The 13261-nt window shown below is 61.4% G+C and carries 15 protein-coding genes and 2 tRNA genes; 10 read left to right on the top strand and 7 right to left on the bottom strand.

Annotated elements, in window-relative coordinates; translation table 11 throughout:
• Nucleotides 1-297, bottom strand: a complete 297-nt coding sequence (locus tag GR212_RS00085; protein WP_163984433.1) for a cupin domain-containing protein — start codon at nucleotides 295-297, stop codon at nucleotides 1-3.
• Nucleotides 298-454: 157 nt separating this feature from the next.
• Here GR212_RS00085 and GR212_RS00080 point away from each other — a divergent pair.
• Nucleotides 455-529 (top strand) — tRNA-Gln (locus tag GR212_RS00080).
• A gap of 212 nt (nucleotides 530-741) precedes the next feature.
• A complete protein-coding gene (locus GR212_RS00075; protein WP_163984432.1) occupies nucleotides 742-1179 on the top strand; it encodes a hypothetical protein in 438 nt (145 codons plus the stop codon).
• Between the two features lie 70 nt (nucleotides 1180-1249).
• Here GR212_RS00075 and GR212_RS00070 read toward each other — a convergent pair whose 3' ends face one another.
• Nucleotides 1250-1654: a hypothetical protein gene (locus tag GR212_RS00070; RefSeq protein WP_163984431.1), complete on the bottom strand. Its 405-nt coding sequence runs from the start codon at nucleotides 1652-1654 to the stop codon at nucleotides 1250-1252.
• Nucleotides 1655-1960: 306 nt separating this feature from the next.
• Here GR212_RS00070 and GR212_RS00065 point away from each other — a divergent pair.
• The 6 genes from GR212_RS00065 to GR212_RS00040 all read left to right on the top strand — a co-directional run bounded on the left by GR212_RS00065 (nucleotide 1961) and on the right by GR212_RS00040 (nucleotide 5275).
• A tRNA-Pro gene (locus GR212_RS00065) sits at nucleotides 1961-2037 on the top strand.
• Nucleotides 2038-2464: 427 nt separating this feature from the next.
• Complete coding sequence (locus GR212_RS00060; RefSeq protein ID WP_163985139.1) at nucleotides 2465-3175, top strand: pentapeptide repeat-containing protein; 711 nt, start codon at nucleotides 2465-2467, stop codon at nucleotides 3173-3175.
• A 36-nt stretch (nucleotides 3176-3211) separates the two neighbouring features.
• Nucleotides 3212-3709: a GAF domain-containing protein gene (locus GR212_RS00055; protein ID WP_163984430.1), complete on the top strand. Its 498-nt coding sequence runs from the start codon at nucleotides 3212-3214 to the stop codon at nucleotides 3707-3709.
• A 179-nt stretch (nucleotides 3710-3888) separates the two neighbouring features.
• Nucleotides 3889-4338, top strand: a complete 450-nt coding sequence (msrB, locus tag GR212_RS00050; RefSeq protein ID WP_163984429.1) for a peptide-methionine (R)-S-oxide reductase MsrB — start codon at nucleotides 3889-3891, stop codon at nucleotides 4336-4338.
• Nucleotides 4335-4862 carry a peptide-methionine (S)-S-oxide reductase MsrA gene (gene msrA / locus GR212_RS00045; RefSeq protein ID WP_163984428.1) on the top strand — a complete coding sequence of 176 codons (528 nt, stop codon included), beginning with the start codon at nucleotides 4335-4337 and terminating at the stop codon, nucleotides 4860-4862. The genes msrB and msrA overlap by 4 nt, the downstream gene beginning before the upstream one ends.
• Complete coding sequence (locus GR212_RS00040; RefSeq protein ID WP_163984427.1) at nucleotides 4862-5275, top strand: DUF6314 family protein; 414 nt, start codon at nucleotides 4862-4864, stop codon at nucleotides 5273-5275. The genes msrA and GR212_RS00040 overlap by 1 nt, the downstream gene beginning before the upstream one ends.
• 30 nt (nucleotides 5276-5305) lie before the next feature.
• Here GR212_RS00040 and GR212_RS00035 read toward each other — a convergent pair whose 3' ends face one another.
• The 4 genes from GR212_RS00035 to GR212_RS00020 form a co-directional block, all read right to left on the bottom strand.
• Nucleotides 5306-6391, bottom strand: a complete 1086-nt coding sequence (locus GR212_RS00035) for a 3-deoxy-7-phosphoheptulonate synthase (RefSeq protein WP_204326215.1) — start codon at nucleotides 6389-6391, stop codon at nucleotides 5306-5308.
• A 423-nt stretch (nucleotides 6392-6814) separates the two neighbouring features.
• Nucleotides 6815-7876 (bottom strand): porin, encoded by a 1062-nt coding sequence (locus GR212_RS00030; protein WP_163984425.1) that lies wholly within the window; start codon nucleotides 7874-7876, stop codon nucleotides 6815-6817.
• 428 nt (nucleotides 7877-8304) lie between these two features.
• A complete protein-coding gene (locus tag GR212_RS00025; protein WP_163984424.1) occupies nucleotides 8305-8652 on the bottom strand; it encodes a hypothetical protein in 348 nt (115 codons plus the stop codon).
• 236 nt (nucleotides 8653-8888) lie between these two features.
• A complete protein-coding gene (locus GR212_RS00020; protein ID WP_163984423.1) occupies nucleotides 8889-10454 on the bottom strand; it encodes an MFS transporter in 1566 nt (521 codons plus the stop codon).
• Nucleotides 10455-10634: 180 nt separating this feature from the next.
• Here GR212_RS00020 and GR212_RS00015 point away from each other — a divergent pair, with 180 nt between their 5' ends.
• On the top strand, nucleotides 10635-11558 hold the full coding sequence (locus GR212_RS00015) for a LysR family transcriptional regulator (protein ID WP_163984422.1): 924 nt from the start codon (nucleotides 10635-10637) through the stop codon (nucleotides 11556-11558).
• A 242-nt stretch (nucleotides 11559-11800) separates the two neighbouring features.
• Here the strand turns inward: GR212_RS00015 and GR212_RS00010 are convergent, their stop codons facing one another.
• The gene (locus GR212_RS00010) at nucleotides 11801-12745 is read right to left on the bottom strand and encodes a threonine/serine dehydratase (RefSeq protein ID WP_163984421.1); all 945 of its coding nucleotides are present in this window, start codon (nucleotides 12743-12745) and stop codon (nucleotides 11801-11803) included.
• Between the two features lie 55 nt (nucleotides 12746-12800).
• Between GR212_RS00010 and GR212_RS00005 the strand changes: the two genes are divergently transcribed.
• Complete coding sequence (locus tag GR212_RS00005; RefSeq protein WP_163984420.1) at nucleotides 12801-13100, top strand: ArsR/SmtB family transcription factor; 300 nt, start codon at nucleotides 12801-12803, stop codon at nucleotides 13098-13100.
• Nucleotides 13101-13261: the final 161 nt, after the last annotated feature.

Genomic DNA, 13261 nt, shown 5'->3' with positions numbered 1-13261 from the left:
TTACTTGTATTCGATTTCGATAAAGGACATCGGCTCGGAGCCGGCATTGACGACATTGTGCTCGACACCCGCTTCGCGGCGGTAGGCGGCACCCCTGGGGATATCGACCCGGCGGCTGCCGTCAGGCTCCTCGAGCAGAAACCGACAATCCGTCATCGGCACCACGACATAGCCGAGGCCGTGGACATGATGCCCGGTATCGGCGCCCGGCTCGAAATCCCAGCGCGTGATCCGCACGACGGCATCATCCAGAAGAACCGTGGGCACGGCCGGCGGGCGGGCGCGAAACTGGCTCATCGGACCTCCTCATTCGCAATGCAGTGCAGCAAGACCTATCATAGCCGCCCAAAAAGCACACAGAAATATGCGGCCGCGCATCACTTAGTCATTGTAGCGGCAAGCGACCTTTGCTAATCAGACGCCGATTTGGCTGAGATGCGGCCATTTCCTCTGTTGGGGCGTCGCCAAGCGGTAAGGCACCGGTTTTTGGTACCGGCATTCCCAGGTTCGAATCCTGGCGCCCCAGCCACATGCTTCCCATATTCCAAAATCGCGCCGACCTTCATGATGTCCGGGCTACAACAATGGTCCACGCAATATACGGGATATTCTCCGAAGAAACTCTCTTCGCGAAGCCGCGTTGGTGATGATCGGCCGGCTACCGCGCCGCCAGGCTCTCTTTGTCGTCATCATGCTGTCGACGGTCGTGCTGGGCAGGACCGCCTGGATCGGCGTCAACTGGTGGCAGGGGAGGCCGATGCCGCTGACGTCCGTACTGTTCTGGCGGCCGTGTCCGAGGGTGCGGCGGTCCTGCCGGTCATGCACCAGCAGAGCGAGCATGATGGTGCGGATCATCGCTACTTCGCATGGAACCAGGATACGTTCCGGCATCTGCCGACGCTTGCCGTCCCTTACGCGCACGCCTTCGTGCCGACCATCTTTGGCGCCAAGGGCAAGCAGCCGCTGACCGTGTTGCCGCCGAAGAGCGACATCGCCGTTCCGGAAGGCAATCTCTTCTCCATAAGCCTGCTGGATCGCCCCGAGGAGATCAGGGCTGTCAGCGGCTTTGCGCCCTATCTCGCCGTTTGTCAGGCTCTATGCGATCGGCAAGGCTTTGGTACCGGTGGTCCCGCACCGCAGCCGAAAAGCTGCGCCGAGATCGCCGCGGCCGACGGCTGAAACCCACCAAGATTACAGGCGGCCCTTGCAGGCCGCCCGCTGGCATCGTCCCGCGGATGAACCCTTGGCTTCAGCTCGCCTTTTCCGGCGGTGCGAGAAGTTCGGCGCAATAGGACGAGCTGCTCACGCCCGGCTGGTCGCCGAGAATGTGAACCGAGCGAATCTCGTAGCTCTGGTTGGTGACGATATCGGCCTTGCAGCTGAGGGAGCGCTTGCCGGCCTTCTTGCCGTCCTTGTTGACGATGGTGACGTTCTTGTAGCCACCGCGCCAGGTGTAGACGCGATTGCCGCCTTCGTCGCGGTCGGAGATCGGCGGACCATAGGCCGCGAAGAAGCGGCCTGCGGACTCGCCCTGCCAGCGATCCTGAACGGGGTTCTTCGCAAGCAGCGGAAGGGCTGCGGTCGTGGTCGTCGTGGTGCTGCAACCGGCCAGTGCCAGCAACAGTCCAGCCGCGGTGATCATGCGGATATTCATCGTGTCGTCCTTGAGCTTCTGTCACGCATACGGTCGCGGAAAAGCCGCGCTGTCCCACGACGTTTTCCACCTGTCCCGCCTAGGGCTTTAGCGCCAAAGCCGGCAAAAGAAAATTCCCATCCGCGTGTACAAGCTGGATTTTAGTTGATCTGTTGCGTCTTTTGCACGCCGGCAATTTTCGCCTCCGCTTCCTGCCGATTTTCTAGGCAGGTGCGGCTGTAATTTTTTCGTCAAAAATCAAACGCTTTTTTTGAAATTGGTGCTTGTGCATCAAAAATGGCTGGTCTATAGAAGCGCCGCTGGTCACGGAGTGTAGCGCAGTCTGGTAGCGCACCACGTTCGGGACGTGGGGGTCGAGTGTTCGAATCACTCCACTCCGACCAGCTGAAAAAACTGATCTTTCCCGAAAACCTCCACTAGAAAATATGGATTGCCTTGCTCGCGCGGGGCGTGGCGTCGCTCCCTCGATGGGCGGTCGGCAGCATTTCCGTTTTCGTATGCCGCTTGACCCTTTGCTTGCGGCTCGGGCGTGACGGTTTCGCCTGCGCCATGGACCATTCCCCGTTCCTGCCGGTTATCGTCCAAACCACACGTTAGATATGCTTTTATAAAACCGGCTCTTTTTGTCGTTCGACGCACCATATAGAAAGAAGAGGGACGTGCATCCGACTCATGGAGGAGTTCGGATAGCGGGCGCTGAAGCGGAGTTATGGAATGAAGCGTGTTGACGGGGCGGCCGGATCGGCCTGGGAGAAATTCGCAGTTGTGCAAAGGCATCGTGCTGCGTCGCCCGGTGTCGTCGGGCAGAGAATGGGGGTTGCCGCGGGGTTTGGTGTTTTGGCGCTGGGCGCGGTGTTTCTTCTGGGGCCTGGCATCACGGTCTCGCACGCTGCCGATTGCGGCAATGTTGCCGCGCCCGGTCTCGACTGGAGCGGATGCAGCAAGACCAACATCATGCTCCAGACCAGCGATCTGCAGGGAGCCAATCTCGTCGGCGCCCATTTCGACAGCACGGATCTCAGCGATGCCGATTTGACCTCGGCCAACCTCGAGAAGGCGACGCTGGTGCGCGCCTGGTTGAAGAATGCCAAGGCGGATGGAGCGAACTTCGCAAAGATCGAGGCCTATCGCTCCGATTTCAGCAATGCCTCCGCCAACAACGTTTCCTTTGCCAATGCCGAGCTGCAACGGGCCGAATTCGCCGGCGCGCAGCTCAACAATGCCGATTTCCAGAAGGCGGAGCTCGGTCGTGCCGATTTCGACAAAGCGTTGCTGACGGGTGCGAACTTCTCCTTCGCCAACCTGTCGCGCGCGACGCTGAACGGCGCCGTCATGGAGGGGCCGACCTCGTTCGGCGGAGCCTTCATGTATCTGACCCGTATCGAGGGCTTGGATCTGTCGAAGGCAGGCGGGCTTCAGCAGGCGCAGATCAATCTGGCGTGCGGGGACAACACGACGATATTGCCATCCTGGCTGAAGGCGCCCTCCGCGTGGCCCTGTCCGCCGGATGAAAAGGACTGAGTTCTCGTCAAGTCAAAACCTTCGAAAGACCAAGCCATGTTCGTAGAAAAAACGATCCAGCATGACAGCAAGCCGGAATTCTATCGCGAGCTTGCCGATCAGCTAAGAGCCTTGCTGGAAGGCGAGCAGGATCCGATTGCCAATGCGGCCAACACGTCGGCGCTGATCTTCCAGATGCTGCCCGATCTCAACTGGGCAGGCTTCTACTTCCTGCGGCAGGAGGGCGAGCTGGTGCTCGGGCCGTTCCAGGGCAAGCCCGCCTGCGTGCGCATCGCCGTCGGCCGCGGTGTCTGCGGGACGGCGGTCGAAAGAGCGCAGTCGGTCCTTGTCGAGGACGTGCATGCCTTTCCGGGGCATATCGCCTGCGATGCGGCCTCGCGATCCGAGCTGGTCGTGCCGCTTGCCCGCAACGGCAAGGTCTTCGGGGTGATCGATCTCGACAGCCCGCTCGCCGGCCGCTTCGACCGTGACGACCAGGCCGGCATCGAGGCGCTTGCGGTCATCTACGCCGCTTCAAGCCGGGCGGATGTGTGAGTAGAAGCGGGCAGGGCGTCACGCAGTCGTGATCGATATGGCAAATCGTTCCGATGATGCCTATATTGGCTCTGCAAACATTCCCTTAGCGTTGATCGAGCTTTATCCGGCCCTCCCGCGTCCTCCTGAAGGACCCCGGCCAAGCTCGGAAGGCATGTCGAGGGGTAAGGAGAACAACAATGGGCAAATACAGCAAGACGGCAGAGGCAGTGGCCAAGCTCACCCCCGAGCAGTATCGCGTGACGCAGCAGAGCGGCACCGAACGTCCTGGCTCCGGCGAATATCTCTACAACAAGCAGTCGGGCATCTATGTCGATATCGTCTCGGGCGAGCCGCTTTTTGCCTCTGCGGACAAATTCGATTCCGGCTGCGGCTGGCCGAGCTTCACCAAGCCGATCGAACCCGCCCATGTCAGCGAATTGACCGATATCTCGCATGGCATGGTGCGCACCGAAGTCCGCTCGGCGAACGGCGACAGTCATCTGGGCCATGTTTTCCCGGATGGACCGATCGATCGCGGCGGCCTGCGCTATTGCATCAATTCCGCCTCCCTCCGCTTCGTGCCGCGTGACCGCATGGAAGCAGAGGGCTATGGCGCCTATATCGATCAAGTGGAGGATGTAAGATGACAACGGAACGTGCAGTTCTCGCCGGCGGTTGCTTCTGGGGCATGCAGGATCTCATCCGCCGCTACGACGGCGTCATCTCGACCCGCGTCGGCTACAGCGGCGGCGATGTCCGCAACGCCACCTATCGCAACCACGGCACGCATGCCGAGGCGATCGAGATCATTTTCGATCCGCAGAAAATCAGTTACCGCGATTTGCTGGAATTCTTCTTCCAGATCCACGACCCAAGCACGCGCAATCGTCAGGGCAACGATGTCGGCATGAGCTACCGCTCCGCGATCTTCTATACCAGCGACGAGCAGAAGCGTGTCGCCCTGGATACGATCGCCGACGTCGATGCCTCGGGCCTTTGGCCAGGCAAGGTCGTGACCGAAGTAGCGCCAGTCGGCGACTTCTGGGAAGCCGAGCCGGAGCACCAGGATTATCTGGAGCGCTACCCGAACGGCTATACGTGCCATTTCGTCCGGCCGGGCTGGAAGCTTCCGCGCCGGCAGGCAGACACAGCGCAGCGCGCGGCCTCCTGATGGAAGGGGCGGCCGGCATCGACCGGCTGAAGCTCTTCCTCGGTACATGGGAGGTGAAGCGGCGGATCATCGATCGCTTCAACCGCTCGCTGGTGACATTCGAAGGACAGGCGTTCGTGACGCCTGTCCAGTTCGAGGAACACGGCGATACGTGCAGCGACGACACGACGCTGCGAAGCAGCCGTACCTATCGGCTCGACGAAGGCGATGACAGTCTCGTCGTGCGTTTCCCCAATCTTTCGGAATTCATCCGCATCGGTGAAGACGCCTCGCAGCGCGTCATCCATCATTGCGGGCAGGATCTTTACCGTGGCCGTCTCTTCTTTCGCGGAGTCGATGCCTGGGCGGAGATGTGGCATGTGCGCGGGCCCAGGAAAAACTACCTGAGCCTCGCGCATTATCGGCGTGCCTGACCCGAGGGCGCTTTCAGGCCAAGGGCGGCCTTACTTGGCCAGTCGTCGCCGTGCCTGCACTGCCTTTGCCAGGTCTTCCAGCGTACGCACGGAGGTCGGCCAGTCGATGCAGCCATCGGTGATGCTCTGGCCATAGACCAGCGGCTTGCCCGGAACCAGATCCTGGCGGCCGGCCACGAGATTGCTTTCCATCATCATGCCCTTGATCCGGCGATCGCCGGCCGAGACCTGTTCGGCGACGGCGGTAACGACGAGCGGCTGGTTTTCCGGGTTCTTGCTGCTGTTGGCATGGCTGGCATCGATGATGATCCGCGGCTCCAGTCCGGCCTTCTCCGCCTGTTCCGCGGTTGCCTGGACGCTCGCCGCATCATAGTTGGGCTGCTTGCCGCCGCGCAGAATGATGTGGCAGTCCTCATTGCCGCGCGTCGAGGCGATTGCGGCAAGGCCGTCCTTCGTGACGGCCGGGAAGTGGTGCGGCTGCGACGCGGCGATGATGGCATCGAGCGCTATGCGCACGTCGCCATTGGTGCCGTTCTTGAAGCCGACCGGGCAGGAGAGGCCCGATGCCAGCTGCCGATGGACTTGGCTTTCGGTCGTTCTTGCGCCGATCGCACCCCAGCTGACGAGATCGGAAATATACTGCGGCGTGATCGTGTCGAGATATTCGCAGCCTGCCGGCAGGCCGATCTCGTTGACGTCGAACAGCAGTTTGCGGGCGATGCGCAGGCCTTCCTCGATGCGATAGCTGCCATCGAGATGCGGGTCGTTGATGAGGCCCTTCCATCCCACGGTCGTACGCGGCTTCTCGAAATAGACCCGCATGATGATTTCGAGATCGCCGGCGAAGCGGTCCCGTTGTTCCTGCAGCCGCTTTGCATAATCGAGGGCCGCGACGGGATCGTGGATGGAGCAGGGGCCGATGACGACGATCAGCCGGTCGTCCTCGTCACGCAGGATGTTGTGGACGGCGTCGCGCGCGCCGGTGACGGTGGCCGTCACCGCCTCGTCGCGGGGAATTTCGTCTATGATCCGAGAGGGCGGCGTCAGCGCCGTGATCTCGACAATGCGCAGGTCATCAGTGGAATTCAGCACGGTATCGGTTCCTTCAAGGGTCATACCGTGGCGACAAAAAAGCCGCCAGGTAGACTAGCGGCTGTTCGGGTCTTTGCTGTCGTGTCTTTTCTAACTACGCACAGGCCCGGCTCCGCTGAAAGCAGCGGTACGAATAAAATCGCGAGGCATATGCATAGGTGAACGACATGCGCTGTCTCTACGACAAAAAAAGCTGAATGTCGATGCATCGATGCGGGAGAAATGAACGAGACGGCATGGCGGCGTTGCTTTTGGTTCAGGGCATGCGCCTGTCCGCCGATCATCGAGCGTCGTTTGTCGGGCCTCGGAAGGCTGGCTCGCTGCTCATAGGGCATCGCGCCAACGAATTAACCCCTGCCTCGGAAGGGTCGGCCCGACCTCGCTGGAAGTCGGACCGCCCCCCATCCGATCAGGGGTCAAGTCAGATCAGATCTCGGAAACGAGGTCTTAGAAGCTGCGCTGGAAACGCAGAACGCCGGCCCACTGGTCCTGGTTGATGGAGTCCCAGTTGGTGTAGGAAACTTCCGGCTGAACCAGGAGGTTCTTGACCGGGTTCCAACGGACGTTTGCGGTCGCTGCGAAGATCTTCGAGTCGGTGTAGGCAACCTGAGCGTTGGCCTGCAGCTTCGCGTTGATCGGAACGGTCACGCCGCCCCAGACAGCCCAGTCGCCCCAGCCGATGGTCTTGGCCGGGCCGGTGCCGTTCGAGCTGGCATACTTGTTCAGCTTGTCGCCGTCGGTGTTCCAGCCGCCCATCAAGAAGGCCTTGAGGACGCCGAAGTCTGCATCGACGCGAGCCTTGATGGCGCCTTCTTCGACGATGGAGTCATAACCACCGACGACCTTGAAACCGAAGTTACCAGCCTTGTAACCGAGACCGGCAACGACGTCGGGAGCGTAGTGGTCGGAGCTGTCTTCGCCGTTGACGCCCTTGGCGCCCGAACCGGAGTTCGAGTCTTCGAGCGAGATCACAGCCGTGAAGCCGTTGCCTGCGTCGTAGTTGTAGGTCAACTGGTTGAGTTCGTACGGGCCGTCATAGACCACGTCGTCGTTGATGACGTTGCCGGCATAACCGACGTACAGGTTGTACTGCGAATCGAGCTTACCAACGGTGAAGCCGGCGAGGCTGATGTTTGCGAACAGCAGCTTCGTGGAAGTCGAGCCGCCATCCTGCCAGTCGAAACGATAGACGGTGTTGGTCTTCAGCGGACCGTATTCGGTGTCGCTTGCGGTGTCGACATGCAGCTGAGCACGGGTATGCCACAGCGTGCCGTAACGGTCGGCCGGGTTGTAAGCGTTGTACCACTTACCTTCGGTACGAACCATGCCGCCGATCTTGAGGCAGGTTTCCGTGCCCGGGATAAAGAAATAACCGGCGCCGTATGCGTCGCAAATGCGGACGTATTCGAGCGGTTCCGGCTCAGCGGCGACGATGGCATCTGCTGCCTGCGCGCCAGAAACTACTGCGAGGGCAGCAGCGGAGCCGAGAAGAAGGCTCTTGATGTTCATAAAAACTCCAATCCAATATAGATTGGGCATAGGCAATCGCGCCGAAAAATCGACGTGCCTTAACCCCATCCCTGTTTAAAAACCCCGACTCGGGAGAAACGGGCCCCACCCGCTTCTGGTCGTTATTAAAGACGAATTCCTGCAAAGTTATATGATATATTTTTCTCGGAATGTCGTTTTCTTGATTTTTAAATTCTAGTTGCATGAATGCCACATATGCAAACGCAGATAGTAAGTGCGGCATAATATTGGCGTAGCAATAGTCACCTAGCGGGATGAAATCGTGCTGGCGCGAGCCGCCCGGATATCGTTGGGTGCAACGCAGCACCGCGGATGGCGTGGCCAGCCGTGTCCATCAGCCAACGGCTGCAGCGCTCACAACAGGCGTGCGGCTAGCCTTCGAATGGTGGCTGATGTTCTGCCTGTGATTAGGATGAAGCCGGCCGCTTGGAAGCTGAAAGGACGAGCCTGCTCAGAGCAGAGCCGATCATGATGCCCCAGAGTCCGCTGGTCATGCCGACGATGATATCGAAGGTCGAGCCATAATTGCCGTTTGCCAGGAAATGCGAAACGGAAAGCGCCAGCACGCTTCCGATCACCAGAAGACAGGTGAAGGAAGGCGATTGCGGGTAGGCGAGGCGAGCCAGCATGCCCGCAACGCAAAGAGCACCGGCGCGAAAGATATCGAACGGATTGCCGAACGCAGCCTCCCAATTGAGATGCGCAAGGGTGACGCCGATGAGCGCCCCCAGGTAGGTCCAGGCAGTAATCTTCAAAAACCGGTCTGATATCATGAAGATATGATATAGCAGCGGCGACTTCAAACACCAGTCTCGTGCTGTTTCGAAACCTGTCCGCGCGTCGATTCGACGTGCACATTTTATGTGGTTGCGAAACATTCTGTTGCGGAGCGGCGGGAATTTAGGCCGCTTTCGGTCTTCGATTTGCCGTCTTGCTATGCCGCGATAGGCGCTCCGACTGGCCGGCGAGACCCGGCCAGTCGTCAAGCCATCTAGGCGTTCGACGCCCGAAGCGCCTCTTCCTCCTCCTGCAATTGCTCGGCGTCTTCGGTCACGACGGTCGATGACGATGCCCGGCCGAGGAAGGAAAAGACGACGACTGCCGTCATGACCGTAATGGCGGTCAGAAGCCAGAGAAGCGCGCTGAAGGCGTTTGTGTAGCCCTGGATCAGCACGTCATGCCCGATTGCCGGCACGTTCGATGCCGCTGCGGACAGATTGCCGGTGACGAGCCGTTGCGCCGCCGCTGAAGCGTGCTCGCCCGCCGAGGTTCCGAGATTGGACTGGATGAACGCGGAGAGGATTGCGCTGACGACCGCAAGCGCCACGCCTTCACCGGCGACGCGGGTGGTGCTGAAGATGCCGGTCGCCATGCCGGCCCGCTCCTTGGGAACGACGCTGACCGCAAGCCCGTCCATCAGACCCCAGGGCAGGCTGATGCCGACCCCGATCGTCAGCAGCGGGCCGATCAGGGCGGAGGGAGCCGCACTCGTGGCGAAGTGGCTGAGCCAGAACAGACCCGCCGCCGAGATGAGGAGGCCGGTGCCGCAGATCGTTGCCGGGCTGAACCAGCGGGTCAGAAGGCCGGCAACGATCGGCAGGACAAGCAGCGGCGCCGAGAGCGCGACCATCATCCGCCCGGCGGCAATCTCGCTCATGCCCTCGATGCCGACGAAGCGCACGGGCAGCAGGATCAGCAGCACGACGAAAGCATAGGCCGGGGCTGCCGCCAGCAGCTGCACGCCGACGAAGCGCGGATAGCGAAACAGGCTGAGATCCAGCATGGGCCGCTTGACGATGCGCTCGATGATGCCGAAGGCGAGAAAGAGCAAGGCGGCGCCGACCAGCAAGGCGATGACGAGCGGATCGCTCCACCCGGTTTCCGGAGCGCGCAGCACGCCATAGGTGAACAGCGTCAGGGCAAGCGTGAAGCTCAGCGCGCCGGGCCAATCGAGCCCGGCGGCGTCCGGATCACGGGACTCGCGCAGGAAACAGGCTCCGAGCCCGAAGGCAAGCAATGCCAGCGCGACCACCAGAACGAAGATCGACGGCCAGCCGAAGGCATCAATCATCAGGCCCGATGCGATCGGCCCGAAGGCGAGGCCGACGCCAAAGCTGGAGCCGACGATGCTGAAGGCGCGCATGCGTGCCGTACCTTCGAATTCCTGTGCAAGCGACGCCATTCCGCCGGAAAAGGCGGCAGCCGCGCCGAGGCCCTGGAGCGCCCGCAACAGATCGAACCAGACGATGTTGCCGGCCAGTGCCAGACCGGCCGAAAACACCGCGAAGCAGGCGACGCCGGTCAGAAAGATGCGCCGGCGGCCGAAACTGTCGGCCAGCGCGCCGGCGGCCATCAGGCAGCTGCCGAAGGTCAGCATGAAGGCGTTTGTCACCCAGTTGAGGGCGATCGGGCTGCCGCCGAGCGTCCGGCTGATGGCCGGCAAGGCGACGGCCGGGCCGGTGAACGTAAGCGGCATCGCCGCCGCAGCGCAGCAGACGGCGACAAGGACGAAGAATTTCTCGGTCGCGCTTGCGACCTTTATCTCGGTTGGGGACATCGGATTACCGTTGGGTTGGAGCAAGGGAAAGGCCGCGGGCAATCCTGGGAGCGATGCCGGCCAAAAGGCCGCCGCCCACGGCTTCAGATGACCATGGGAGGATAGTTTTGCTGGAGTGATGTGGAAATAAGGCTATAACTCCACATATACCGGAATAAAACTCTCGAATGGGATATGCGTATGGATCGCTTGAGCGGCTTGACGGCCTTCGTTCGCACGGCGGATCTCGGCAGCTTCGCCGCCGCCGGCCGCGTCCTTGGCCTCTCGGCCTCTGCCGTCGGCAAGGCGGTAAGCAATCTGGAGCGCCAGCTTGGTGTTCGGTTGCTGCAGCGCTCCACGCGCAGCATTCGTTTGACCGAGGAGGGGCGGCTTTTTCATGAGCGTTGCCGGCGGGTGCTCGACGATCTCGACGATGCGCAGGCCTCGCTCGCGCAGGCCGTCGCCGTGCCGCGCGGGCGGCTACGCGTCAGCGTGCCCATCGTCAGCTACCATTTTCTGCTACCGGTCGTGCCGGAATTCGTGGCGCGCTATCCCGATGTCGAGCTGGACATCGATTTCAACGATCGCATCGTCGACATGATCGAGGAGGGGATCGATGTCGCGATCCGCAGCGGCGATCTGCCGGATTCGCGGCTGATATCGCGCACTTTGCGGCCGTTTCAGATGCTGCTCTGCGCAGCGCCCAGCTATATCGAGCAGTTTGGCCTTCCCGATTGCCCGCGCGCGCTCAACGAGCATCAGGCCGTCAGATTTCGGTTTCCCAACAGCGGCAAGCTGCAGGACTGGCCTCTCACCATGCCGGAGGGCGAACCGGAACTGCGCATGCGAACGGCCTTTTCCTGCAACAATATGGAGGCGGTGCGCGGCGCGACCGTTGCCGGCCTCGGCATCGGCTGCATGCCGAATTTCCTCGTGCGCAGCACGCTTGCCGAAGGCAAACTGCGAACCGTCCTTGACGACTTCATCGACGAGCCCGGCCATTTCCATCTACTTTGGCCGTCCAATCGGCACATGTCGCCGAAGGTCCGCGTGTTCGTCGATTTTCTGAGCGAGCGGCTTTTTGCGAAAAGCTGTGAGATCTTGTCGGTCACGGCCGCTGCTTGAGAAAGAGACCCGGCGGCCGGTTCAAGACGGGCCAGCCCTCTCGACCGGCTCGCTCCGGCGGGCGCCGTGGCGGCCTGGAAGGATCGCGACTGGTTCGAGCGCCATCCTGCCCTGATTATAGCCTCAGCATCGGAACGGATGAAGAGTGCGATCGCCTGCTGGCGGCGCTCGGCGAGATATTGCGTCGACGGGGGCCTCGCAGCGATCGCTCCGAGGCCGTCAGTCGGCGGAGTGGATTTCCCTCACTCAAACCGTACGGCGGTGGTGTTGGCGCCGCAAAGCAGCACGGCCACGCGTTCGCCAGCGGCGGGGACATATTTGCCGGCAAGCAGGGCAGCGAAAGCCGTCGCGCCGCCGGGTTCGGCGACGATCCGCAGCCGGTCCCATAGGGTTTGCAGCGCCAGGCGGATATCGTCGTCGGATACCAGTACGGGGCGCTGTACGTAGGCTCGGGCAATCGGGAACATGAGCTCGCCGACGCGCTTGGGCGCAAGCGAATCGGCCGCGACGCTGCCGGCGGGAGCATCGACCGGATGCCCTGCCTCGAAAGCTTTCCAGAGCGTCGGCGCCCCTTCCGGCTCGACGGCAACGACCCGGACGCGCCCCTGGAGCCAGGCCGCAATCCCGCCGATCAGCCCGCCGCCGCCGACCGCGACGAGCAGCGTGTCGATATCGGGAATATCCGCCTCGATCTCAAGCCCGAGGGTCCCTTGCCCCAGCAAGGTCTCCGGCTGGTCGTAGGCGTGGATGGCCATGGCGCCCCGTTCCTCCACCCATTGCTGGCTGGCGGCAAGTGCATCGGCATAGCGTTCTCCGCCGATGACAAGGTCGGCTCCATAGCCACGGATGCGCTCGGCCTTTGCCGGCGATGTCACGCTGGGCACGAAGATCGTCGCCGGAATGCCGAGCCGCATGGCGGCATAGGCGACCGCCGCGCCATGATTGCCGCCGGATGCCGCAACCACCCCTGCCGCCGGCACCCGTCGGCCGAGCAGGCTGGAAAAGGCGCCTCGCGCCTTGAACGAGCCGGAATGCTGCAGATATTCGAGCTTGAAATCCACCGGGCCCGGATTGAGGCCGAAATCCGCCAGGTCGGTATGCAGAACCGGCGTATGACGGATATGCGGGCGGATTCGTTTTTCGGTTTCCGCAATGCGCTCGGGCGTAATCGTCGTGTCGGGAAGCATGGGCATCTCGCGAACAGAAGTTGACAATAAGTTTGTTACTTAGCAAACTGACGAAATGCAAGAGCTCGATCTCATCAAGGCCTTGGCCAACGAACGCCGCATCAGCATTCTCCGCTGGCTGAAGGACCCCTGTGCCCATTTCACACCGCAGATCGACGGCGATCTGGTGGAGGATGGCGTCTGCGCTCTCCTCATCGCCGAAAAGCTCGAAATCTCGCAGGCGACCTTGAGCGAGCATATGCGCATTCTGGTTCAGGCGGGGCTGGTGCGGCCGAAGCGCATCAAGCAGTGGATCTTTTACAAGCGCGACGAAGCCCGCATGGCGACCTTGGCTGCAATTGTCGCAAGCCTCTAGGACCAGCGCTATGTCCCGGGCGGGCATTGTCTCCAAGTCATGACCTCCACCAAAGGTGGAGGTTTGAAACGCTGCGCTTGAACCACTAGAAGTGGTTTTGTTAGTGCTTAGTAGCTACGATTAAAGAGGTCGGCAAAGTCGGAAGCTTTGTCGGCCTTTTC

It is taken from the genome of Martinezella lusitana, assembly GCF_010668395.1.
Taxonomy (GTDB): Bacteria; Pseudomonadota; Alphaproteobacteria; order Rhizobiales; family Rhizobiaceae; genus Rhizobium; species Rhizobium lusitanum_A.
This window is presented reverse-complemented; position numbering and strand designations above follow the sequence as displayed.